The sequence below is a fragment of the Kitasatospora cheerisanensis KCTC 2395 genome (assembly GCF_000696185.1).
GTDB lineage: Bacteria > Actinomycetota > Actinomycetes > Streptomycetales > Streptomycetaceae > Kitasatospora > Kitasatospora cheerisanensis.
This window is the reverse complement of sequence record NZ_KK853997.1, coordinates 7,979,110-8,000,231: the sequence shown is the minus strand read 5'-3', so window position 1 is coordinate 8,000,231 and position 21,122 is coordinate 7,979,110. Positions and strand designations below refer to the sequence as shown.

The 21,122-nt window shown below is 71.2% G+C and carries 22 protein-coding genes and 1 pseudogene; 9 read left to right on the top strand and 14 right to left on the bottom strand.

The features are described from left to right. Positions 1-8 precede the first annotated feature (8 nt). Positions 9-962: an IS481 family transposase gene (locus KCH_RS35895; RefSeq protein ID WP_035870292.1), complete on the top strand. Its 954-nt coding sequence runs from the start codon at positions 9-11 to the stop codon at positions 960-962. 9 nt (positions 963-971) lie between these two features. Continuing rightward, on the top strand, positions 972-1,238 hold the full coding sequence (locus KCH_RS45680; protein WP_244305593.1) for a hypothetical protein: 267 nt from the start codon (positions 972-974) through the stop codon (positions 1,236-1,238). A gap of 418 nt (positions 1,239-1,656) precedes the next feature. Here KCH_RS45680 and KCH_RS35885 read toward each other — a convergent pair whose 3' ends face one another. Together KCH_RS35885 and KCH_RS35880 are read right to left on the bottom strand one after the other, a co-directional pair. Then, positions 1,657-2,148: a hypothetical protein gene (locus tag KCH_RS35885; protein WP_035870290.1), complete on the bottom strand. Its 492-nt coding sequence runs from the start codon at positions 2,146-2,148 to the stop codon at positions 1,657-1,659. A 124-nt stretch (positions 2,149-2,272) separates the two neighbouring features. Next, complete coding sequence (locus KCH_RS35880) at positions 2,273-3,223, bottom strand: LysR family transcriptional regulator (protein ID WP_035870288.1); 951 nt, start codon at positions 3,221-3,223, stop codon at positions 2,273-2,275. Between the two features lie 99 nt (positions 3,224-3,322). On the opposite strand from KCH_RS35880, the gene pcaD reads away from it, so the two are divergent. From pcaD to KCH_RS35860, 3 genes are all read left to right on the top strand, one after another. Continuing rightward, positions 3,323-4,129: a 3-oxoadipate enol-lactonase gene (pcaD, locus tag KCH_RS35875; protein ID WP_035870286.1), complete on the top strand. Its 807-nt coding sequence runs from the start codon at positions 3,323-3,325 to the stop codon at positions 4,127-4,129. A gap of 588 nt (positions 4,130-4,717) precedes the next feature. Beyond that, entirely contained in the window at positions 4,718-5,803 is a 1,086-nt protein-coding gene (locus tag KCH_RS35870) for a hypothetical protein (protein ID WP_035870284.1), read from the top strand. A gap of 816 nt (positions 5,804-6,619) precedes the next feature. Further along, positions 6,620-6,892 (top strand): hypothetical protein, encoded by a 273-nt coding sequence (locus tag KCH_RS35860; RefSeq protein WP_035870282.1) that lies wholly within the window; start codon positions 6,620-6,622, stop codon positions 6,890-6,892. Positions 6,893-7,265: 373 nt separating this feature from the next. On the opposite strand, the gene KCH_RS35855 is transcribed toward KCH_RS35860, so the two are convergent. The 6 genes and pseudogenes from KCH_RS35855 to KCH_RS47570 form a co-directional block, all read right to left on the bottom strand. Beyond that, the gene (locus tag KCH_RS35855) at positions 7,266-8,465 is read right to left on the bottom strand and encodes a cytochrome P450 (RefSeq protein ID WP_035870281.1); all 1,200 of its coding nucleotides are present in this window, start codon (positions 8,463-8,465) and stop codon (positions 7,266-7,268) included. Positions 8,466-8,541: 76 nt separating this feature from the next. Then, entirely contained in the window at positions 8,542-9,519 is a 978-nt protein-coding gene (locus tag KCH_RS35850) for a terpene synthase family protein (RefSeq protein WP_157032344.1), read from the bottom strand. A gap of 52 nt (positions 9,520-9,571) precedes the next feature. Next, positions 9,572-10,897, bottom strand: coding sequence for a cytochrome P450 (locus KCH_RS35845; RefSeq protein WP_279635956.1), 1,326 nt, complete (start codon positions 10,895-10,897; stop codon positions 9,572-9,574). 145 nt (positions 10,898-11,042) lie between these two features. Continuing rightward, the gene (locus tag KCH_RS38400) at positions 11,043-11,552 is read right to left on the bottom strand and encodes a hypothetical protein (protein ID WP_051653831.1); all 510 of its coding nucleotides are present in this window, start codon (positions 11,550-11,552) and stop codon (positions 11,043-11,045) included. Positions 11,553-11,682: 130 nt separating this feature from the next. After that, positions 11,683-11,850: a hypothetical protein gene (locus KCH_RS45675; protein ID WP_244305591.1), complete on the bottom strand. Its 168-nt coding sequence runs from the start codon at positions 11,848-11,850 to the stop codon at positions 11,683-11,685. A gap of 191 nt (positions 11,851-12,041) precedes the next feature. After that, a pseudogene (locus KCH_RS47570) lies at positions 12,042-12,281 on the bottom strand (helix-turn-helix domain-containing protein); the annotation flags it as partial. 307 nt (positions 12,282-12,588) lie between these two features. On the opposite strand from KCH_RS47570, the gene KCH_RS46930 reads away from it, so the two are divergent. Beyond that, positions 12,589-12,822, top strand: coding sequence for a hypothetical protein (locus KCH_RS46930; RefSeq protein WP_341865464.1), 234 nt, complete (start codon positions 12,589-12,591; stop codon positions 12,820-12,822). A gap of 315 nt (positions 12,823-13,137) precedes the next feature. Beyond that, a complete protein-coding gene (locus KCH_RS35830; RefSeq protein WP_244305590.1) occupies positions 13,138-13,578 on the top strand; it encodes a class I SAM-dependent methyltransferase in 441 nt (146 codons plus the stop codon). Between the two features lie 75 nt (positions 13,579-13,653). Here KCH_RS35830 and KCH_RS35825 read toward each other — a convergent pair whose 3' ends face one another. The 6 genes from KCH_RS35825 to KCH_RS35805 form a co-directional block, all read right to left on the bottom strand. Then, the gene (locus tag KCH_RS35825) at positions 13,654-13,923 is read right to left on the bottom strand and encodes a hypothetical protein (RefSeq protein ID WP_157032343.1); all 270 of its coding nucleotides are present in this window, start codon (positions 13,921-13,923) and stop codon (positions 13,654-13,656) included. A 458-nt stretch (positions 13,924-14,381) separates the two neighbouring features. Next, positions 14,382-14,891: a signal peptidase II gene (locus KCH_RS35820; RefSeq protein ID WP_035870278.1), complete on the bottom strand. Its 510-nt coding sequence runs from the start codon at positions 14,889-14,891 to the stop codon at positions 14,382-14,384. An 80-nt stretch (positions 14,892-14,971) separates the two neighbouring features. Continuing rightward, positions 14,972-15,559 carry an RICIN domain-containing protein gene (locus KCH_RS35815; RefSeq protein WP_035870276.1) on the bottom strand — a complete coding sequence of 196 codons (588 nt, stop codon included), beginning with the start codon at positions 15,557-15,559 and terminating at the stop codon, positions 14,972-14,974. 747 nt (positions 15,560-16,306) lie between these two features. Further along, positions 16,307-16,936 (bottom strand): transglycosylase family protein, encoded by a 630-nt coding sequence (locus KCH_RS46340; RefSeq protein ID WP_035870274.1) that lies wholly within the window; start codon positions 16,934-16,936, stop codon positions 16,307-16,309. A 104-nt stretch (positions 16,937-17,040) separates the two neighbouring features. After that, on the bottom strand, positions 17,041-17,541 hold the full coding sequence (locus tag KCH_RS45660) for an MmyB family transcriptional regulator (protein ID WP_244305589.1): 501 nt from the start codon (positions 17,539-17,541) through the stop codon (positions 17,041-17,043). Positions 17,542-17,766: 225 nt separating this feature from the next. Beyond that, positions 17,767-18,543 carry a transposase gene (locus tag KCH_RS35805; RefSeq protein WP_084224119.1) on the bottom strand — a complete coding sequence of 259 codons (777 nt, stop codon included), beginning with the start codon at positions 18,541-18,543 and terminating at the stop codon, positions 17,767-17,769. A 571-nt stretch (positions 18,544-19,114) separates the two neighbouring features. On the opposite strand from KCH_RS35805, the gene KCH_RS38395 reads away from it, so the two are divergent. Continuing rightward, positions 19,115-20,176 (top strand): Gfo/Idh/MocA family oxidoreductase, encoded by a 1,062-nt coding sequence (locus KCH_RS38395; protein WP_051653829.1) that lies wholly within the window; start codon positions 19,115-19,117, stop codon positions 20,174-20,176. A gap of 130 nt (positions 20,177-20,306) precedes the next feature. Next, positions 20,307-20,924 carry a hypothetical protein gene (locus KCH_RS35795; protein WP_051653828.1) on the top strand — a complete coding sequence of 206 codons (618 nt, stop codon included), beginning with the start codon at positions 20,307-20,309 and terminating at the stop codon, positions 20,922-20,924. The last annotated feature ends 198 nt before the right edge of the window (positions 20,925-21,122 follow it).

Genomic DNA, 21,122 nt, shown 5'->3' with positions numbered 1-21,122 from the left:
AGGCCCTCATGCCACACCGTAACGCACCGCTGACCGAGACCGGCCGTCTGCGTCTGGCCCGCTGCGTGGTGGACGACGGCTGGCCGCTGCGCCGGGCCTCCGAACGTTTCCAGGTCTCACCGACCACCGCCAAGCGCTGGGCCGACCGCTACCGCGCACTCGGCGAGGCCGGCATGAGCGACCGTTCGAGTCGGCCCCACCACAGCCCGCGCCGCACCCCGGCCCGTATCGAGCGGCGGATCATCAAAGTCCGGGTCCTGCGACGCTGGGGACCGGCCCGCATCGCCTACCTGCTCAAGCTCAACCCCGCCACCGTCCACCGGGTCCTGACCCGCTACCGCCTCGCACGGCTCACGCACCTGGACCGCGCCACCGGACGGCCGATACGCCGCTACGAGCACGCCGCCCCGGGCGAGTTGGTACACGTCGACATCAAGAAGCTCGGCAACATCCCCGACGGCGGCGGCCACAAGACCCTGGGCCGCCAAGCCGGACGCAGGACCCGTTCCGGCGTCGGCTACAGCTACCTGCACAACGCCGTCGACGACCACTCCCGCCTGGCCTACAGCGAGATCCTGACCGACGAGCGCAAGGAGACCGCCGCCGCGTTCTGGACCCGGGCAAACGACTTCTTCACCCGGGCCGGGATCACAGTCCGGCGGGTCATGACCGACAACGGCGCCTGCTACAAGTCCCACCCCTGGCGCGACGCGCTGGCCCAAACCGGGGTCGCCCACAAACGCACCCGGCCCTACCGGCCGCAGACCAACGGCAAGGTCGAACGCTTCAACCGCACCCTGCTCGACGAGTGGGCCTATGCCAAGCCCTACCGCACCGAGCAGGAACGACGCGACGCCTACCCCGCCTGGCTCCACACCTACAATCACCACCGCGGACACACCGCACTCGCAGGACAACCACCCGCCAGCCGCGTCCCCAACCTCACAGGACAGAACACCTAGTCTCAGCGGATGACGCTGTACTTCGACCCGGTGGCCATCCTCGGCAACGACCGCGATGCCTTTCGGGGCCGTTGGGAAGACCGACTGTGGCTCAACGTCCCCGGGCCCTTCTACGGAGGGGAGACCGACACCTGCTGGACGGGGCGGCTTTCGGCACCCGGCCACGTCCTCTATGGAGACGAGTACCTCAGCGAGTACGTCTATCGCCAGCCCAGGACGCCTGCGGACACGGCCCTGCTGGTCGAGGCGGCGGACAACGACCCACTCCTCGGGTAGGGCTGTGATGGCGACTCGCGGTGGAGCCCGGAAACGGTCCGGGAGTGGTGGCGCAGCCGCAGTCAGGTCGTGCAGTACCTGTCCGATCAACGGAGCAGGTGGGAGGAGAGCGATGCCTGGGCAGACCAGGGCATAGCCGCTGCCGTCCGCGACTTCGAGCACTACATCGCCGGCGGCCTCGCAACTGACCTGCGGATCTACCTCTACTGGTTGGAAGAGCGGAAGTCCCCCACGCCCGATGACCGGTTGCCCCGGTTGTAGCGTCGGACGGCGAGTACATGGGCCCGCTGGAGCCATGCCGGGGAGGGACGGCCTGGCGGGGTCGCCGGGCTGGTGGAGCTACCGGCCGGTGGCGGGGCGTGCCCGTTGTCTCTGGACTGTCTGCGCCAACTGTTCGTCGAACGCATCGACACCAGGCTCACGGCAGCCCCGTCGCATGGGCGGTCGGGGCGAGGCTGGTGGATATCGTCCGGATCAGCGCCAGCATGCGCCGGCTGTACGCCCTCTCCCGTTCGGCCGTCAGTTCGATCCGCTCCCCGCCGGCCGCGCCGCGCACCGGGTGGAGCAGCAGCGCATGGTCGGAGGCCGCTTCCGGGGTCGAGGTGCCGAGCAGCAGCGGGGCCAACGCGGCGGCCGCCCAGGCCGCCACCGTACGGGCGCTGGTGCCCTTCCCCGCCCACCAGAGCACGCACTCATCGTCAGCCAAGTCGTCCAGCAGGTCGGTCAGATCGCCGTCCTTCTGTCCGCCGGCCCCGGCCGCCACCGCGCCGCACAGCCCGACCAGGCGCGCGACATCGCCGCCGACGACGACGACAGCGATCCTCTGCACCACCTCCACCTCGCCCGCGCCGATCAGCACCGGCCCGCCCGCCCGGCCGCAGAGAAGAACAGCACAGCACAGCGCCACCACGCCAGGGCAGGGGGCTCCAGGAGGTAAGTCGGCGTCGACCCCCCCAAGCCAACCGGGTCTGACCTGCGAATATGGCCTGACCCCGGCGGTACGGCGTACGGCCTTGACCACCGGCATCGCGGGTTCAACCCGAGTAGCGTGCCGGTGCCGGCTTCGTCCTGGGCATGCGGCCCAGCGTCGGCGGTAGTACCGGTGCGTGGCGGGTCAGGAAGTCCCACAGCTGATCGGCGACCGGGCCGTGCGGCCGGTCGCGCCGGCGGGCCGCCGAGAGTTCTTCGACCGCACCGGGGAAGTGCCGTCCGGCGATGGAGAGCAGGCTTCCGTCGCGCAACTCCGACTCGATCATGAATCGCGGCAGGTGTCCCCAGGCCATGCCGTGCAGGATCAGCTCCTTCTTCATGAGGTGGTCCGGCACGGAACACCGGGGCGCGCCCTCGACCAGGAAGTGGCCCTGCTCGGACGGGTGCCGCGCCGAATCCCGCACCACGCACTGGGTGAGGGCCTGCATCCGCTGCGGTGTGAGGTCGGTACCCGGGGGGAAGGGCAGGAAACCGGGCGCCACCACGGGCACCGACGCGACGCGGCCGAGGTCGACCCACTCCATCCGCACGTCACTCTTGGGGACGCGGTGCACGATGAGATCGGCCTCGTCCTCCAGCAGCCGCTCCCAGGGGCCGGTCACCGTCTCGAACTGCAGGTGCAGTCGCGTCTGCGGGTGCTGCGCGAAGAAGCGGCTGAGCAGCGCCAGCACCGGCGGCAGCGGGCACAGGTCCCCGAGCACCACGCGCAGTTCGGCCTCCTCGCCCATCGCCAACTGCGCGGCGTAGAGCCGGAGTTCCTCACTCTCGTGCAGCAGGAGGCGCACCTTGCGGTGAAAGGCCTGCCCCGCCTCGGTGAGCCGCACCCGATAGCCCGAGCGATCCAGCAGGCTCAGGCCCAACTGGCGCTCCAGCTTGGCCACCGCCGCGAAGACCGACGGATGCGAGCGGTGCAGCCGCTCGGCGGCGGCCTGGAAGCCGCCCTCGCTCACGACGGCGTCGAAGCACTGCAACTCGTGAAGCGTGAAGTTCGACATTGTCCGGACAACCTACAGGCCTCTGTCGATCTTTGTAATAGAACTCTGCAGGTGGCGTTCCTAGGCTGAGCACATAGCCGCTGGACCACTGGAGCTGACATGACTTCCCAGACCCGTACCGCCATCACCACCGGCGATGGAGTGCGCATCGCCTACCGCTTCGACGGCGACGAGACCAAGCCGGTGCTGCTGCTCTCGAACTCCATCGGAACCGACCTCCACATGTGGGACGGCCAGGTGCCGGCCCTCACCGAGCACTTCCGGCTGCTGCGCTACGACGCGCGCGGCCACGGAGCCTCGGACGTCCCGAGCGGCCCGTACTCACTGGACCGGCTGGGGCGCGACGCGGTGGAACTGCTGGACGCGCTGGGTCTGCAACGGGTGCACGTGCTGGGCCTGTCCCTCGGCGGAATCGTGGCGCAGTGGCTGGGGATCCACGTCCCGGAGCGGGTCGACCGCCTCGTGCTCTCCAACACCGCCGCGCATCTCGGCCCGGCGAACCAGTGGGACCGGCCTATCGCCGAACTGCTGGAGGCCCCCGACATGCAGGCCACCACGGACATGTTCCTCCGCAACTGGTTCCCGGCCGACATGCTGGAAGAGCGCAACGAGATCGTCGAGGGCTTCCGCCGCACACTGCTCGCCACCCGACGCGAGGGCGTGGCCGGAAGCTGGGCCGCGGTACGCGACTCCGACCTCCGCCGCACGACCGCGCTCATCACCAGCCCGACACTCGTCATCGCAGGCGAGCACGACACCGTCACCTCTGCAGCCCACGGAAAAGAGGTCGCCGCCACCATCCCCGGCGCCCGTCTCACCGTCCTGCCCACAGTGCACCTCGCGAACGTGGAACGCCCCACGGAATTCCTGGACGCCGTAGTGACCTTCCTCCGCGAACAGCCTTGACAGCCACCCCCCCCGGCGACGGCCGCGATGACCAGGACCGGAAGCAAGACCTGGCCGAACTGCAGAAGCCGAACGACAACGCGCCGACCCCGGCCGTGATCACGAATAATGGGGTCCCGCAACGACGTCCTCCGGCTGCACCACAGGGCTCTGGGCTCAACCTGAGCGTGAACGGCGGCGACCGCATGCACGACGCAGTCGACGGCGACCTCGTCGCCTACGACGAGCCCTGGGGCCCGTCTCGCCGCTGAAAGCGGGCGACGCACACTGGAACACCGCCTGGTGCGACGACCTCATCGACATCACCGATCCGACCGCCGCGCGGGAAGTGGAGTTGTTCCCACTGGCCGAGCAGGTCATGGGCATGACGACCGAAAGGTCCTGGTTCACTCGGCCGCTGAGGACAGCGAGAATCCCCGACTCCGCAACCTGTGCCAATACCCCTGCGTGGCAAATCACCTGACCGGCAGAAGCGGGACGGGCCGGTGCCGGGCCCGGCAGCCCACCGCGCGAGGCCGTTCCCTGCAGCCCAGGAGACAGACACGTGCAGGTCTTCCGGCCGTCGCCCGCCCCCGACACAATCGCCCCATGACGATCAGCACGGGCGCGGCGCTGCCCGCACGCAACACACCCCTCGGCCTCGCCCGAGGGGCCCTGACAGGCGGTGTCATCGGGACGTCGCTGGCCGCGGTCGTCGTCGGCGCCGTCATCGAGAAGTGGCAGCTGTTCGTCACCGGACTGGCACTGCCCCCCGTCTACGGCCTGCTCTTCTTCCTCGCCAGTATGCCCAGGTGGGCCCGGGAGGCGGCGATCGCGCCCTGCACGGCGCTCGCCGTGGTCGAGAGCCGGGAGGCCGTCGGCGGAGCGGCGACCAGCGACATCGCGGTGCGGTTCGTGGCGACGGTCGCCCCGGACGACGCACCGGCCTACCGCGTCGCGTTCAAACAGACCGTCAACCTCGCGGACCTGCCCGACTACCGGACGGGCACCGTCGTCGTGGTCCAGTACCCGCCGGACCGGCCGTGGCGGGTGAAGATCGTGAAACGGCCGACTCCGCAGTGGGAGGAGCGGACGGCCGGCGCCCGCCTCGACTCCGCACCGGGGCCGGCCCTGGTGAGCGAGCCCCCCAAGGGCTGCGCCGACGGCCTCGTCATGCTGCTCGCCCTGGTGCTCGCCGCGGCCGGCGTGGTCCTGCTTTTTCGCACCGAGCTGTTCGACCAGGACACCTCCGCCCAGCCGTCGGTCTCCGCCTCTTCGTCTTCGTCGACCACGGTGGTCTCGTCAGCCTCCGCCACCGTCGCCCTCGGCCCGAACCAGTCCTTCCTCGACCAGGGCGAGCTACGCAGGGCCGTCACCTCGCTCACCAAGGGCACGGACGCACGCGCGGCGCTCACCGTCGTCGTACAGGACCAACTGCTGTCGGTCGTGTACGCGCCCACCGGCTCCGAGGCCCCGACGTTCGACCCGCGTTCCCTGCCCTACGACGGCTTCCCCGCCCTCGTCGAGGAGGCGAGGACCAGCCTGGGCGTCGGTTCGCCGCAGACCTGGCAGATCACCGTCGAACGCCTCACCGGCTCCCTCACCATCAGGGTCGGTGTGACGGGCACCGACGGTGCGGCCTCACTGGAGGCGGACGCGGACGGAAAGGTGGTGCGGCGCACCCCGGCGCGCTGACGGACGCCACGCCGGGTGCGTCTCCGTATGGCCCTGCACGGGTATCTGGCGCTGTGGTGCGCGATGTTCGGCACTTTCGCACCGGTCGGCTACGCCCGCTCACTGGCCGGAGTGACCGCGGCCCAGCGGGCGGTGAGGGTCCTGGGGCGGATCGAGCAGGTCCGCGAGCCCCGGCACGGAAGCTCACAGCACGATGGGATCCCCGTGGTCGTCACCTTCCAGACCCCTCCAGCGGCGAGGAGTTCACCGTGACGAACGACGACGACCACGGGGAGAGGATCACCGCGGCCTGGACGGACCGAGAGATCGGGGTCCGCTACCCGTGCGGACGACCGCATGCCTACCAGTTCTTCACCGGCGACCCCGCGGCCTGCCGATGCGGCCTCGGGCGGCCGAACTTCGCGCTCTTCCTGATCCACGCCGGACTGGTGGTCTTCGCCACGATCGACTGGAACTGGCCATGGGCCCTGATCGGCTTCGGCGTTCCGTGGACCCGGTCCGGCCTGTTCCACCTGGCCCGGAGCGCCCGCGCCGTACGCCGCCGTATCGACGCGCTGACGTCCCAGCCCCCGTTCCGGGCCGCGTCGTCGCCGTCGTCACGGACACCGACACCTACAGTGCGAGCGGCGCTTCCACCCGGACGGCCTGCTCGACCTCACTTGCGGCACCGTGGCACTGCTCCTCGGAACGGCTGCGGCCGTTGTCGGGGCGGCGCTGCTGTGACACCCGACGACCGATACGCACCGGAGGACTCTTCTCCCATGGATCCCCTCACGTTCGACTACGAGAACCTGCATGTGCGCGTGGACCGGGGGGGTGTTCGAACTGTTCCAGCCGCACAACCTCGAGAACACGCTCCGGATCCCGCTGCCCTGGCTCGGGGTTCTGATTCACTACAGGAAGCCGGACAGGCCCGGAGAACTGATCTTCGGCGCCGTGGACGATCCCCGGATCCCCCTCTACGGCACCGACCTGGCCTCGTTCGGATACCGCTCCACCCAGGCGGTCCGGGTACCCCGCGGTGACGAGCCGTTGTTCCGCGACTACTTCACCGTAGTGGCCGCGCTCGCCGACCGGCCGGTGGCCTGACATGGAACCCCTGGTCCTCGAACACGACGATGGACACCTGCGGTCCGGCCCAACCGCACCATCGGCTCGAAGCTCTGCGCTTCACCAAGGAAGCCGGCTACGGGGCGATCACCAGGCGCCGACCTGGCCGACGAGACCTGACGGCGCAGCCGGTGAGGAGCAACCTGCCGCACGGCCCCGCCGCGCCCATATGGCACCCGCTCGCCGGGCAGGAGCAGCGGCCGTGCGGGGGGAGCCGTAGTTGGGCAACGGGAGCAGCCGGGGGTCCCCCAGAGAGCTCAGGTCTGTTGGCCCGGCGGTGTCTGGGCTTCGTGGCGAAGGCGCGCGTTTGATCGCACCGCCGTGCCCGGCGGCGGCCGGGCTCAGGGGGCCGTCACCAGGTGACCGGGAGCGCCTCCACCCCGTAGACCGTCGATCCTTCGCGGAAGCGGAGATCCGCCTCGGGGACGGCCAGTTGCAGGGTCGGGAAGCGCCGGAGCAGCGCCGGCAGGGCTACCTTCAGTTCCAGGCGGGCGAGTTGCTGCCCGAGGCATTGGTGGGCGCCGAAGCCGAAGGACAGCTGGGCGACCGGTCGGCGGCGCAGGTCGAGGTCGTCCGGTCGCTCGGGGACGAGTTCGGGGTCGCGGTTCGCCGTCAGGGGGGAGAGCAGGACGTGCTCGCCCTCGGCGATCCGGTGGCCGTTGACGTCGATGTCGGCCACGGCGGTGCGCAGGAGCGGCGCGGGGATGGCGAGATGGCGCAGCAGTTCCTCCACCGCCGTGCCGGCGGCCTCCGGGTCGTCGCGCAGGGTGGCGAGCTGGTCCGGGTGGCGGAGCAGGGCCAGCACGCTCAGGGCGAGCTGGGTCGCGGTGGTCTCGTGTCCTCCGACCAGGAGGGTCGTGCCGAAGCCGATGAGTTCGTCATCGGTGAGTTCCGCGCTGTGCTGCCGTACGACCTCGCCCAGCACTCCGTTCCCGGGGACGGCACGGTTGCGGGCGACGATGTCCGCCATGGCCGCGTTCAACTCGTCCGAGGCGGCGATCAGTTGGCCGGTGTCGGCGGTTCCGTCCATGATCACCTGGGAGCAGCGCTGGATCATCGTCCTGATGCCGTAGGGGACATCGAGCAGTTCGCAGATCACCAGCGAGGGAACGGGCAGGGCGAAGGCCTCGACCAGGTCGACGACCGGTCCCTGCTCGGCCATGGCGTCGAGGTGCTCGGAGACGATCGTCTCGATCGCGGGCCGCAGCCGTTCGACCCGGCGGACGGTGAAGCTGCTGGTGAGCATCCGGCGCAGGCGGGTGTGCTCCGGCCCGCTGTACGCGGGCAGGAAGCCCGGGTGGTTGAACAGGGTGCGCGGTAGCGACGGGTCGATGCCGTCTCCCGTCACCAGGTGCTCGTTGGCGAAGGCGGCCCGGACGTCGCTGTAGCCGGTGATGACGACGGCGTCGATCTCGCCGCGCAGCGGGTGGGTCACGCGCAGCCGCGGCAGGTCGTCCTCGTCGTGCATCCTGCGGAGGTCCGGGGACGGGTCGAAGGGGCAGGTCCGGTCCCGTTCGGAGGCGACGAAGGACGCCGAGCGGTGTTCGGGCATGGTGAGGGCTCCTTGTCCGGATCGGTCGGGGGTGTGCTCTCCCGCGGGCGGGAGGCAGGGAAGGGGAGGCTTAGGCCTACCCGTGGTACCGGGTGGAGGCGTGGTGCCAGTCGTGGGCGCCGCGGATGGTGGTCTGCAGTGCCTCGGTGCAGTAGCGCTGCAGCAGGTCGCGTTCGGCCGGCGAGAGGTGGTCCGTCGCCGTGCTGGCGAGGAGGGCCTGGTGGGCGCTGGTGAACAGTTCCAGGGCTTCGCGGCGGCGGCGCAGGGCCCGGTCGAGCGCCTCCGGCCGGGAGAGCCCGTGTTCCCGTTCCAGGCAGAGCACCAGGTTGTTCTGCTCTCCTCGGGCCGCGTCCTTGTCCAGGGAGACGATGTCGTTGTCGCAGATGACGAAGGTTTTCGTCATCTCTCGCATGACGGACAGGTGCGGCAGCGCGTACAGGTGGTCGGGCAGTACGCAGGAGGAGAGCCGCTCGGCGAGGTCGATGACCGGTGCCACCCCGATGGTGTGGCGCCGGACCTGTAGGTAGGTGCTCAGCGGCATGGGTGCACCGGACTGCCGGCTGCGGGCCTCGTGGACGTGGTGGGCCAGGTAGGAGGACCAGTGGGCTGCCGAGCGCCGGATCCAGTCCTCGGGCATGCCGTGGCAGCTGCGCTGCCGCATGTCGGCGAAGGCGGCGGCCAGGGGCAGCGGTGATGCCTGGCCGGTGACGCCTTCCTGAACGAGTCCGACGAGGTGGCGGACCCGTTCGGGAGAGCTCCCCCACTGTTCGTCGAGGGCGTCGTCGAACAGGAAGTACCAGCTCTGCTGGTCGACGCCGATGTCCAGTTCGCTTCCGGTCGCGTTCGGGTAGAACATGGCCGCGATCAGCGGGAACTGGCCCTTGAGGTGGTGGTCCCGTTCCGTGTCGGTGGCCAGGAAGCCGAAGGACCGGGGCCAGGCGAGGTGGCGGTCGTGGGCGGCCGGGAAGTCCGGGCTGGCCCTGTGGGGGAAGGGGAGCGGGTCGCGTACCGGAGCTTCCGGGGCCGGGGAGAGGATCTCTGCCGTGGATGTCATGGTGAGGTGCACCTCCGGGGAACGGGGCAGGGCCGTGCGGGGCGGGGCCGGTTCAGTCGGTCGGCCAGGGTGCGAGGCGCATGGGTAGCGCGTTGGGCCGGATCAGCGCGTGGGCGACCGGCCGGACCCGGTGCCCTTCCACCGGTCGCGGCCGCCACCGGGAGACGATCGAGCGCAGGACGACCAGCATCTGGGTCATCGCGAAGTGGTCGCCGATGCACTTCCGGTTGCCCAGGGCGAACGGCACGTAGGCGCCCGGCGGCAGGTCCTTCTCGGGCCGGTCGAGCCACCGGTCCGGGTGGAAGCGCAGCGGGTCGGGGTAGTGGGCCGGGTCCCGGTGCATCGTCAGCGCGCTGTAGATCAGCTCGGCCCCCTGCGGGAGGTCGATCCCGCAGACCCGCACCGGCTCCAGGGCACGCCGCATCAGCAGCCAGCTGGGCTGGTGCAGTCGGAGCACCTCGCGCAGGAACCGCTCGGTGAACGGGAGCGTGGCCGCGCCGGGCAGGGCGCCGGCAGGCAGGGCGTCGCACTCGGCCTTGATCCGCTCGGCGTGTTCGGGGTGCCGTCCGATCTCGTGGAGCGCCCAGGCCAGAGTGGTGGCCGTGGTCTCGGCGCCGGCCATGAGCAGGGACAGCAGTTCGTCGCGGGCCTCCACGTCGGTCATCCCCTGCGGGTTGCCGGGCGTGGCGGCGAACATGATCGACAGCAGGTCGCCGCGGTCGGCCGGGTCCTGGCGGGCCTGCCGGACAGCGGAGTCCGCGAGCGCGCGCAGCGCCGCGGCCGCGGCCAGGTACGTGCGGTGCCCCAACGCGGGCGAGGACGCGAGGGGAGCGGGCAGCAGGGTGCCCACAAAGACACCGCGCATCACCGTGTTCAGGTGCTCGGCGACGCGCTCCCCCAACTCGGCGACGGCTGCGGCGCCGTCCGGGCGTTCGGCGCTGAACATGGTAGCCACGAGCACGGCCGTGACCGTCCGCCGCAGCACCAAATCCATGGCGATCACCTCGCCGGGGCGCCAGGCGGAGACCTGTTCCTCGACGATGCCGGTCATCGTGGCGACGCTGCCGGCGACGGCGTCCCGTCTGAACGCAGGCTGGAGCGCACGCCGTTGACGGAGGTGGACGTCGTGTTCGGAGGTGATGATGCCATTACCGATGAAAGGCCGCGCAACGTCGAACAGAAGACCTTTGCCGAACTTCCGGCCCTGTTTCAGGAGAACCTCGTGGACGGCCTCCGGCGAGTTCAGGACGAATACCGGCCTATTACCGAGGAATATCCTCACGATGCCGCCCTGCGCCCGGATCGACTGCAGGAACTCCACCCTTCTGAGCGCAAGTTGCGGCAGGTGGCCGAGCAGCGGAAAGCGTCCCTGCGCCACGGGCGCCGCCACGGGAACACGGGTGGACCTCACAGAATGCACGGCCCTGCACCTCCCTGAAGTTTCGAATCGAAAACCCACCCCACATGGGAACGTTCATTCGCTCGCGGTGCACAATGATCATCGTCCGGCAGATCGGCAGAGGTCAAGGGGCTGGCTTGAATTGAACCCCCGGGGCGATTCCGAGCCGAACGGCATGGATTCCCCCACCTCCAACGCGTTTCACGCCTCCTGTCCCGAATTGGAACGAAAAGCCATCCCCATCCCGCCGCCGGCCCCAGGCCACCAGGCGCCAGGCACCAGGCACCAGGACCAGCGGCACCTCGACACCGGGGTCGCACACCACCAGGTCGACGAACAGCGAGCGACGCCCGGTGCCGGGTGCGGCGGGGAGGCGGCTGACGGCGTCCTGGGCTTCGGCTTTCATCGCGATGGCCTCCGTGCGCTGGCTGGCCGGCGACCGCCGCGGTGCAGGCGAGGATGCACAGCAGTTGGCATAGGCCGCCGCCCGGGGCCGGGTGGAGAGCCCGGTGTGCTCCAGGCGGCCGACCGCGGAAAGCATCAGCCTCTGGGCGGCCGCGGCCTGGTCCTGGTGCCGCAGCACAATGACCATCTCCCGGGCGGCGGCGGCCTGGGCGAGTACCCAGCCGGACACGTCGGCCCACGTGCGAGCGCGGTCAGCGGTCAGTGATCAGCGATCAGCCGGGCCCGGTCGTCGTGGCCGGTCTTGGTCAGGACCGCGCATGGCGAGGCTGTAAACCGTGGGCAGCCGTGCCCGGTCGAGATCACGCCGGGCTCGGCGGCGGCATGAACATCGGCTTGTGCGCGCCGGTGTCGAACAGGTCGCGCGCGGGGACCAGGCTCTGGTCGAGTTGCGCGGCGTTGCGGTTCGGCCCCGGCGCGTCGGCGAGAGCGCCGTCCAGCCCGAGGAGCAGGGCTGCCGGTCCGGCCACGGTGGCAGCGGCGACAAGCCTTCGGCGGAGCAGAGCACAGGACTCTCCCCGGCCTCGCGGGAACTGCCGGCCACTCTATCGACGGGGTGGCCGGGCGACGGGATCAACGCGAGGGAAGCCACCAGTACCTGCTGCGGCATGCCGACTTCGACCGCGGCCTGCCGCAGAAGCGTCAGGTCCGCGATCCTGCTGGCGCGTTCGAGACGGCTGACCGTGGAGGGTGACACCCCAAGGCGGCGGCCGAGCGTCTCCAGTGGCCAGTCGCGATGCTGGCGACCGAGGCGCACCAGTTCCCCAGGGCGGTGCTGTGCCGCCAAAGACCAAGTCCGGCACAGAACCTCCCAGGCGACACAACCGGGGCTCACCAACCGTACACACGGTCCGGCTGTCCGCCGATGCGGCTTGCGGGACCTGCAAAACGCTTCCGTCATAGGCAAGTTCACGGCTCGCGATATCCGGCCGATGGTGTGTATTCACACCGTCGGGGGCCATCCCGCACCACGAAGTCGGAGGAACCATGACAACGGCGACCGCCCCCGCCGACCCGATCACCGGCCTCTTCCGAAACGTGCGCGACCACGTCCCCGCCGACCTGTGGACCAAGAAGATCGGCTTCCTGATGCGCGACCACCCCTACGACTCCGTCATGGCCGCCCGCGCCCTCGGGCAGGGCTACGCCATACCTGCTGACCGCGATGGCCCACCCCGGCGAGCGCCTGGGCCTGGGCCGGCTCGCTCGTGGACATCGGCGTCCACACGATCATCCTGGACACCGTCGCCTACACGGAGCTTTGCCGCGGCCACCACGGGGGCCAGCTCCTGCACCACATGCCGGCCGCCGAGTACAAGCAGGACGGCCCCGTCCTGCGCACCGCGCAACTGATCGCCGCGGAAGGCTGGGACGTGGACCGGCCGCTGTGGGCGGACGCCGCCAAGTGCAGCCCCTGCCACCCCGGCAACGACTCGCACTGACCGGCCGGCGGGTGGCCTCCACCCTCCGCCCGGAGAGAGTGAAGTTCTCCCAGAACCCTCCGACGGTCGGCGGCGGGCGCGAGGATGACCCGGGCGACGACTCCTCCGGCCGCGCCCGCGCCGACAGCGATCGCTCCGTGCCGCCGGCTTTCTCCTGGGTCTGGGCCCAGGACGGCGGCCCCGGAGCCGAGATCCTGGGCACCGTCACCAGGCCCGTCGTCGTCGACCTCGGCTCCGGTGCCGCCCGCCACGCTGCCCACCGCACTCCGGGTGCCCGGGTCGACGCGGTCGACTTCCTCTGTCGGCCGGCACTATATGGCGCGCGACCCGTACGGCCACCTCGAACCGCGCCTCCGCCCGGTGCACGCCGACGCGGTTGACCACCTGGCCGAGCACCCCGGCTCCTACGACGTCTTCCACTCGGCGTTCGGGAGCCCGGACTTCACCGATCCCCGCTGGCTGCTCCCCGCTGCTGTCCGCGCCCTCCGGCCGGGCGGACTGCTGGCGGCCTCAGCGCCGGGGCACTACCCCGGCGGCGCGCCGGCCGGGGTCGACGTCCAACACGCGGAGACACCGGCACGAACCCCAGCCGGCGACGCCGCAACGATGCGCCGCTGGGTGCTCCAGGAAACCGTCTGGACGAAGCTGCTGGACGAGGCGGGCTTCACCCGGATCAGCATCGACCGCTTCCCGCCCGCCGTCCCGGGCGCACGGGCGGCCGACACCCCTCTCCTTCGCGCTCGCCGACCATCCTGAGCAGCCCCCGTCGAAGTCCGGACGGAGTCGCTACGGTCCGTCGACCCCGGCCTCTGGCCGTCATGGAGACAACGGTCAAACGCTCGCTTGCTCCCCGTCCGGGCGCAGGCCGAACGTCCTGGCGCAGCGGGCGTGTGCGAGGGGCCACTGGGCAGCGTCCTCGACGGTGCGCACGGGTCGGGCGGCCTTGTCGGGGTCGGGGTGGCTGGTCCATCCGCAGTCGGCGCCGTCGGCCACTTCGACGTGCGGGATGCCATGTTCGCGGGCGACCGAGAGGCTGCCCGCGTTGTAGGCGACGGCGGACCGGGCGGGGGTAGCGGCTTCGGCCCGGGCCCGGACGGGCATCCGTGCCCCGTTGCGGTGGACGACCCGGCTCACAGACAGCTCGACTGCTGCCCGCGTTGTAGGCGACGGCGGACCGGGCGGGGGTAGCGGCTTCGGCCCGGGCCCGGACGGGCATCCGTGCCCCGTTGCGGTGGACGACCCGGCTCACAGACAGCTCGACTGCTGTCCGCCCGAAACGTCAACCCAGCGGCCGAGGCCGACGATCCCGGCGACCGCTCCCGCCACGGTGCCAGACGGTCCTTCAACCGGTCAGGGCCGGCGAGCCAGGCGAGCGGGGAGACCGGCTCGCCGTGCTTCTCGCGATCGGTGGGGTCGAGGCGACCGTGCCGGAAGTGGAACGCGGTGGCGACGGCGGGCGTCCGCTGCCACTCGACCGGCCGACGCGCGGCCCTTCCGCGGTGCTGTCCGCGCTCGGGACCGACACCGCGGAAAGGGGTCGCGCGTCGGGGGGAGAGCGCTCAGACGGATTCCTCGTTCGGCACCGTGGCGGGTCGCCCGAATCGCAGGCTCAGTAGCACCAGCCCGGCGCACCCGCAGACGAGCGCGATGTCGGCGACGTTGCCCACGAACGGGCCGTAGTCGATGAAGTCCACCACCTGCCCCCGGCCCGGGCCGGGCTCGCGGAAGAGTCGGTCGCCCAGGTGGGATACTGCCCCGCCGAGCAGCGCACCCAGCACGAGCGCCCAGCCCCCCGAAGCCAAGCGGCGGGCGGCGTAGAGAATGCCGACCACCGCTCCTGCCGTCGCCAGGGTGAACACCCAGGTCGCCCCGACACCCACGGAGAAGGCTGCGCCGGGGTTGTGCAGCAGCCGGAAGTGGATCAGCGGCGGGACCACGGCCAGGCGCTCGCCGTGGGACAGCGCCGAAACCGCCCACAGCTTGGTGAGCTGGTCCGCGAGCAGGACCACCGCCGCCAGTATCAGCATCACGCCGTACAGGCGGCTCGAACCCCGCGCCAACCGCATCATCCTGGCCTCCGTGCAGCGATGTCCGAACCGGGAATCCCAGAGACTACCGGCCCCGCCCGGCCGACGACGGCCCGCCCCGATCAGCGCCGCCCCTGCCCGGTGACCTCCCGGCCGGTCCCCGTGGTGCGCCGCGCCGCGCTCCCCGCGACCCGCGCCCCGGCACCTCGCCACCGCCGCCGACCGGCTCGACCACCGCCCACTTGCAGAACGCTCGGCCCTCTGGCCCGGTCGTGGTGGCCACGCAACACGTAGGTGCGGCTGCCCATGGCGTAGATGCGGCCGCCGGTCCGGTTCCCGGCTTTGAAACCGAACCGCTGGTTCAGCCGGCCGTTACAGCTCCAGACCTGCCGTGGACGGGATGCGGCTGCATCATGGCCGCTCAGCACGTCCAGGCACAGGTCGGGCCGACCGTTCTGCCGGTACGCGTAGGCCGGACGCAGGTACCAGCCGCCCCCGGCGGCGCGCTCCAGGCACCAGCGCCCGTTGTCCTGGGCGTGGCCGTTCTGGTCGACGTACTCCCAGGTCGCCACCCTTCGCGCCCGAGCCGCCCAGCCGTTGACCTCCAGGAACCGGGCAAGGTGACCGGGGCCGGCGTAGCCGTCGTCGTAGGTGTGAGGGCCGCCCCGGCACCTGTTGAGCCCGGCCGACTGCACCACCCCGCCGTACACGGAGGCGTCCTGTGCGCTCACCGCAGGCCCGGCCGCCGGACGGGAAGCCGCGACACCCGCACTCGCCCCCACCATGCCGCCGGCACGGCTTGGGAAGAATCGGCCCCGCAGCGGCACACCGGACGGGCGGCGGAGGACGCCACGGGCCCGGTCCGACCAGCCGTCACCAGGCAGGCCTCCCCCTTGCGGCAGGGAGAACGGGTGCGCGGTGCTGCGCGGCCCCATACCCATGGCCCGCAACACGCACCACCGCCGGCGACGGCACGAGGAGCCCCAAAGCGGCTGCCGCGATTGCCTCTGACAGGCAAGCACGATCTGGCGTCAAATCCCAGACCGGGACAGCCCGTTCGGCGACCTGGCGATCCCTCACGGCTTCCTGGTGGACGCCCACCACGCGGGGGGACAGTGCACGCCCCGGGCTTCGGGAACTCCACAGCCGGGTGTGCGGACGTGCGACGCGCCCCGCTTCGGTCGGTCACCCATGCAGCCCCACCGTCGAAGATCACCCGGACGGGAACCCAGGCTAAGGACAACCGGAACCGCCCGCCGACAGGCCGACAGCGCACACCCCCCAGCGGGCCCCGCCGCCACAGGCCCGATCACCGCACCTCCCCTCCCAGCCCCGCCGGCCGGTCGAGTGTTCGCAGCGGATTCCGGCATCGACGTGCCGAGGGAAGCCGGCAACGACCGTCACCTGGACGCAGCCGACTCACTCGGACCCGCGCGGACAGTGGGTGGGCTGTCGGGTCAGGGGCCGAGTGCCAGCACCTGGCCGGGCAGCAGCAGATCGGGGTCGCCGCCGACCGTGTCGCGGTTGAGGGCGTGGAGGGCAGGCCATCCGCCGGGGAAACCGAGCTCTTCAGCGATGCCACTGAGCGTGTCCCCCTCCTCCACCGTCCACATACGCGACGGGCCCGCGGACAGGACGGCAGCGTCCTGCGCATCGGCCCCCGCCACGCCGCCGTCACGCGCTCCCGCCCACGCTTGGAAAGCGTCCGGACCCTCGGGCTCCTGCGCCGCCCCGCCGCCGCACACCGGCCACGGCGCCAGGCCCTGCCGCGCGGCGAGGCGCTCCGCCACCTCGATCTGCTCCTCCCGGGTCGCCCGGTCCGCACGCGGCGCAAAATCGAGCCCACCATTGGCGCGCCAGGTCGCCGCATCGAACTGCAGACCCCCGTAGTAGCCGTTCCCGGTATCGGCGTCCCAGCGGCCACCGCTCTCACAATGCGCCACCACATCCCAGTCCACACCCGCCACCGCGCCCGTCGGCACTCCGACCGCAGACGGCGCCAACAACCCGCCGAACACCGCGGCAACCACAAGCAGAGGAAGAACAACAACGGAAAGACGGCGCAACGACACAGCCACCAGCGGCATGGAAACTCCACAACTCGGAGACAAAAACCCGGACACCGAAGCACCCGGAACCCCATCCGTTCCCACGACGCCACACCACCCGACTCTCCGAAGACGCCAACCCCTCAAACAGCAGCGCAACACCCCACCAATCGGCTCTCTCCTCGCCCCACCCCACCGAACGACAACCGGACCAGGCGGGACGGGCCCACTCGACACCGCACAACGCCAAAGCCGCAGCACCCGGACGGACGGCGCCGGGCCCGACCTCCACGAGGACCGCTGCCCGCCGGCCTCGGCAGGAACACCGCGCCGCTGTAGCGGTCCTCAGGAAGGGTCGCAGGCCCTGGGCCGCGCCACAGGTCAGGGCGGCCAGCCGTTCCGCGTCTGGAACGCCGGGGCGGCCGACAGAGCACAAGCTGCCGGTCCGGCGCGCCGGCGTAGCGGAAGGCACCCCGGTCGAGGGTGATTTCGCCGACGGTGGGGTGCGCGATGCGTTTGCTGCCGAAGTCCTGATGTGCGACGCGGTGCTCGGTCCGCCAAGCCCGGAAGTGCTGGTCGGAGAAGGCCAGTTCACCCACGACGGCGGTGAGGGCCGGCTCGGTCGGATTCGTTCCGGCCGCCATCCGCGAGACTCTGCGCAGGTGCGGGCCGCGTCCTCCCGATCCGAGTAGAGGTCGCGCCTCACCGGGCCGGGCAGGCGGTGCCGGCCATCGCGCGGCGTCTGGCGGAAGTCGGGACCGCGGACGGGCCCGGTGGGCCGGGACGGCGGAATCCTGCGGAGCCGAAAGGCTGTCTCGTAACTCGGCTTCCAGCGTGAGGACATGTGCCTGGCCGGGAGGTTCTGTCGCTCAGCCGGTGAGGGCGAGGTTGTGCATGCGGGCGATGCCGCTGGCTGCCCAGTAGACGGCCAGGCCCCGGCGCCGGCAGGCGCGGAGGATCTTCCAGTTCTTCATCCGGGAGATGGCATGTTCGACGCGTGCCCGCACTCGACGGTGGGAGCGGTTGTCGACCTTCTGCCAGTCGGGCAGGTCCTGGCCCGGTCGGCGTCGGTGCGGGATGAGCGTGCCGGTGCCGCGGTAGGCGCCGTCGGCCAGCACGACGGCGTCGCCGCAGGCGGCATCGACGCCCGAGTCGGCGAAGGCCTGGCAGTCGTTGCGATTGCCGGGCACGGGCCTGCCGACGGCCAGGACCAGGCGGGTGTGGGCGTCGATGAGGATCTGCAGGTTCGCGGAGTGCTGGTAGTTCTTCGACGGGGCGGCCACGCTGCGGTCCTGGGTGGGGACCAGGGTGCCGTCGACGATGACCACGTCGTCGGCGGTGGGATGGCGGCGGGACCGCGCCAGGGCCAGAAACGGGCTGTGGCGGTCGATGATCCGGTGGGTGGCCGCCGGCGAGACGCCGAACAGCGGGCCCAGTTGGCGCATCGTCAGGTTCGTCCGGTAGTAGACCGCGACCAGCAGCACGCGGTCCTCCAGGGACAGCGCCCACGGCCGGCCGGGCCTGGACGGATCGAGGGCCTGGCCGCCGCGGTACTTCACCGCCTTGACCAGACGTCTGAACTGGGCCGGGCGCAGCCCGGTGAACACCTCGATGAGCTCACGACGCTCCGCCGACAGCACCTGCACACCCAGACCAACGCCACTCGGCCCCCGGAGTTACGAGACAGCCTTGAGGCAGCCGGCGACGGGCGCGGTCCGAAGCTGTGCCGGCCTCCTATCCCGCGCAGCAGTCCACCCGACAGCGAATGCCGCACGAAATGCTCGGCACCCGCGCACACCATTCTGTCGATCGCCCATCACAATTCGGACCGCGACACAATCGATGCGACTGGCACAATTCGCATAAATACGCTAGGGAAAATCGCCGGCCACCGTGCTCACTCTCCGAACCGGCGCGCCTTGCGAACAGATGCGCCAGGAATTCCTTTCCGGCAGATTTACGTACAGTAGAAAGAGGCTCAAGGAATCCTCGCCCGCATACCTGCGCGGCCCCACGGTGCGCCCCTACCCCGAGCACCGAGAACGCTCCGTCGGGGCGAATTCCGTCCAGGGCGCGACAGCGCGTGAATCGCCGCGCCACCGGCTGCTCGTCAACTGTGGAGAGAACGTGCCAGACACCTGCGTACGGGTCGGCTAGGGGAACATCGCGCCGATCCACGAGAACGCCCTGACCGCACTGGGGGTGCGGACTCTGAGCGTGCTGGAGCCCGACGGCGCCCGCCGCGAGGACATCCGGTCCCGCGGGCTCAAGGCGGTCACCACCTACCGTGAGGCGGCAGCGCTCGGCCCGGCGTTCTGGGACGTCTGCACGCCCACCTCCTCCCACGTCCACGTACTGGAGTCCATCCACCAGGTCGACCGCGCGGCCGCGGTCGTGGTGGAGAAACCGGTGTGCGACATGCTCGATGCCGACCGGCTGAGGACCGTACTCGAACGCCACCGCGGTCCCGTCGTCGTCAACGAGAACTACTGCTCGTCGGCCGTCGCCGCACAGGTGCGCGACCTGGAACTGCGGGCGACCCGCACGGTGGTGGAGATGACCAAGGACCGCAGGAACGACTTCCTGTCGGGCCGATTCGTCGACCGCACGCTCGGGGCTCTCGGCTACGAGGGGCCGCACCTGCTCGCGGTGGCAAGGCACCTGGGCGACGGAAAGCCCGAAGTCCTCGAAACCGTCGAGATGGACGCCCTGCTCCTGCGGCCCGGCGGCCCCGCGGATCCCGTCGTCCTGCAAGGCCAAGGAAGCGCCTGCGTGCGCTACCGCAGTGCACAGGGCCGCACCGTCGAGCTGTACACCTCGCTGGCCGGTGTCATCGGCCACCCCACCGCGCCGCCCACCCCACCGCGCCGCCCACCCCACCGCGCCGCCCACCCCGGCGAACCGGCACCCCACCCCGGCGGACCGGAGCACCGCCCGGGCCCGCACCCGACCCGCTACCGCATCGCCGCCGTCGACGGCACCACCCCCGACGGCACCCCGCACCGGGTCATCGGCCTCTACGAGCCGCTGCCCGCCCTGCAACGCGGCACGGGCGCCGTCCGCGTCCTGCGCGAAGGCGAGCCCGCCGCTCCCGCACTCCTGGTGTCCGACGACACGATGACGTCGCACCTCGCCCGGGTCCTCGCGCACTTCGCCGGAACCGCGCCCAACCCCTGCCCGGTCGAGCAGGCCCCCGCGGACTGCTCCCTACTGCACGACTGGGCCCGCCGGGGAATGCACCGGCTCCCGACCCGCCCCGTCCCCACCGCCCGTTCCTGAGGAAGGATCCCCCGTGGACACCCACTCCCCGCCCCCGCGGCCACCGGCCTGCCCGCCGGCATCGGCCTCTCCCACGTCCGCGTGCACCCCAGTGCCGCCCCCGACGGGCAGCGCGGCGGCACCCCCCCACGTGCACCTGGCCGCCGGCGAGCTCTACCTGCCGCTGACCGGACGCGGCGCCGCACAATTCCTCACCCCCGCAGGACCGCAGCAGATCGAACTGCGCGCAGGCTGCCCCGTCCAGTTCACCCCCGGCACACTGCACCGCCTGATCACCACCGACGACCGGCTGGAACTGCTCGTCCTGATGGAGAACGGCCGCCTCAACGAAGAAGGCGACGTCGTCTTCACCTTCCCACCCGAAAACCTCGCAGACCCGCAGGCCTACTTCCGTCTGGCCGAGGCCACCGACGAGAGCGCCGTCCTGCGCAGAAGGGACCGTGCCGTCGAAGGCTTCACCCTCCTGAACCGCCTGTGGCAGGACGACCCCGAGGCGGGCCGCCGCGCTCTCGCAACGTTCTATGCCGCAGCCGTCGCCCTGATACAGCCGCGCGCCGCAGGATGGACGGACGTCTTCGCCAAAGGGCCCGGCTTCGCCCTGCGCACCATGGCGGACCGGATCAGCGCGCTCGCCGACGGAGAAAGCGCACACCTCGCAGAAGCCGCCGTCACAGCCCTCGCCCCCTTCGACGAGAACAACCTGACGCCACGCGCCTGCGGCTGGCTGTGGTCCTACCACGCACCGTAAGAACTGTTGCCCCACGAAAAACCGGCCCGCAAACGAACCGACCCGAAAGCTGCCCCGCCACCAGAACCCCTCCGTGGGGGTTCCCGCCACGCAAGCGACGCCGCCCTCCCGGCCGGGCACGTCGGGCAAACACGAGCCACCTGCCAAGCCGGCAGGGGCCGATCCGGCGTGGCGCGCCCCGCGAACGGACCCGGCAGA

Excerpts from the sequence above, each read along its gene's own strand:
- KCH_RS35895 (WP_035870292.1), top strand. The coding sequence starts at position 9 with ATGCCACACCGTAACGCACCGCTGACCGAGACCGGCCGTCTGCGTCTG.
- KCH_RS45680 (WP_244305593.1), top strand. The coding sequence starts at position 972 with ATGACGCTGTACTTCGACCCGGTGGCCATCCTCGGCAACGACCGCGAT.
- KCH_RS35880 (WP_035870288.1), bottom strand. The coding sequence starts at position 3,223 with ATGTCGAACTTCACGCTTCACGAGTTGCAGTGCTTCGACGCCGTCGTG.
- pcaD (WP_035870286.1), top strand. The coding sequence starts at position 3,323 with ATGACTTCCCAGACCCGTACCGCCATCACCACCGGCGATGGAGTGCGC.
- KCH_RS35870 (WP_035870284.1), top strand. The coding sequence starts at position 4,718 with ATGACGATCAGCACGGGCGCGGCGCTGCCCGCACGCAACACACCCCTC.
- KCH_RS35855 (WP_035870281.1), bottom strand. The coding sequence starts at position 8,465 with ATGCCCGAACACCGCTCGGCGTCCTTCGTCGCCTCCGAACGGGACCGG.
- KCH_RS35850 (WP_157032344.1), bottom strand. The coding sequence starts at position 9,519 with ATGACATCCACGGCAGAGATCCTCTCCCCGGCCCCGGAAGCTCCGGTA.
- KCH_RS35830 (WP_244305590.1), top strand. The coding sequence starts at position 13,138 with ATGGCGCGCGACCCGTACGGCCACCTCGAACCGCGCCTCCGCCCGGTG.
- KCH_RS35825 (WP_157032343.1), bottom strand. The coding sequence starts at position 13,923 with ATGCCCGTCCGGGCCCGGGCCGAAGCCGCTACCCCCGCCCGGTCCGCC.
- KCH_RS35820 (WP_035870278.1), bottom strand. The coding sequence starts at position 14,891 with ATGATGCGGTTGGCGCGGGGTTCGAGCCGCCTGTACGGCGTGATGCTG.
- KCH_RS46340 (WP_035870274.1), bottom strand. The coding sequence starts at position 16,936 with ATGCCGCTGGTGGCTGTGTCGTTGCGCCGTCTTTCCGTTGTTGTTCTT.
- KCH_RS45660 (WP_244305589.1), bottom strand. The coding sequence starts at position 17,541 with ATGGCGGCCGGAACGAATCCGACCGAGCCGGCCCTCACCGCCGTCGTG.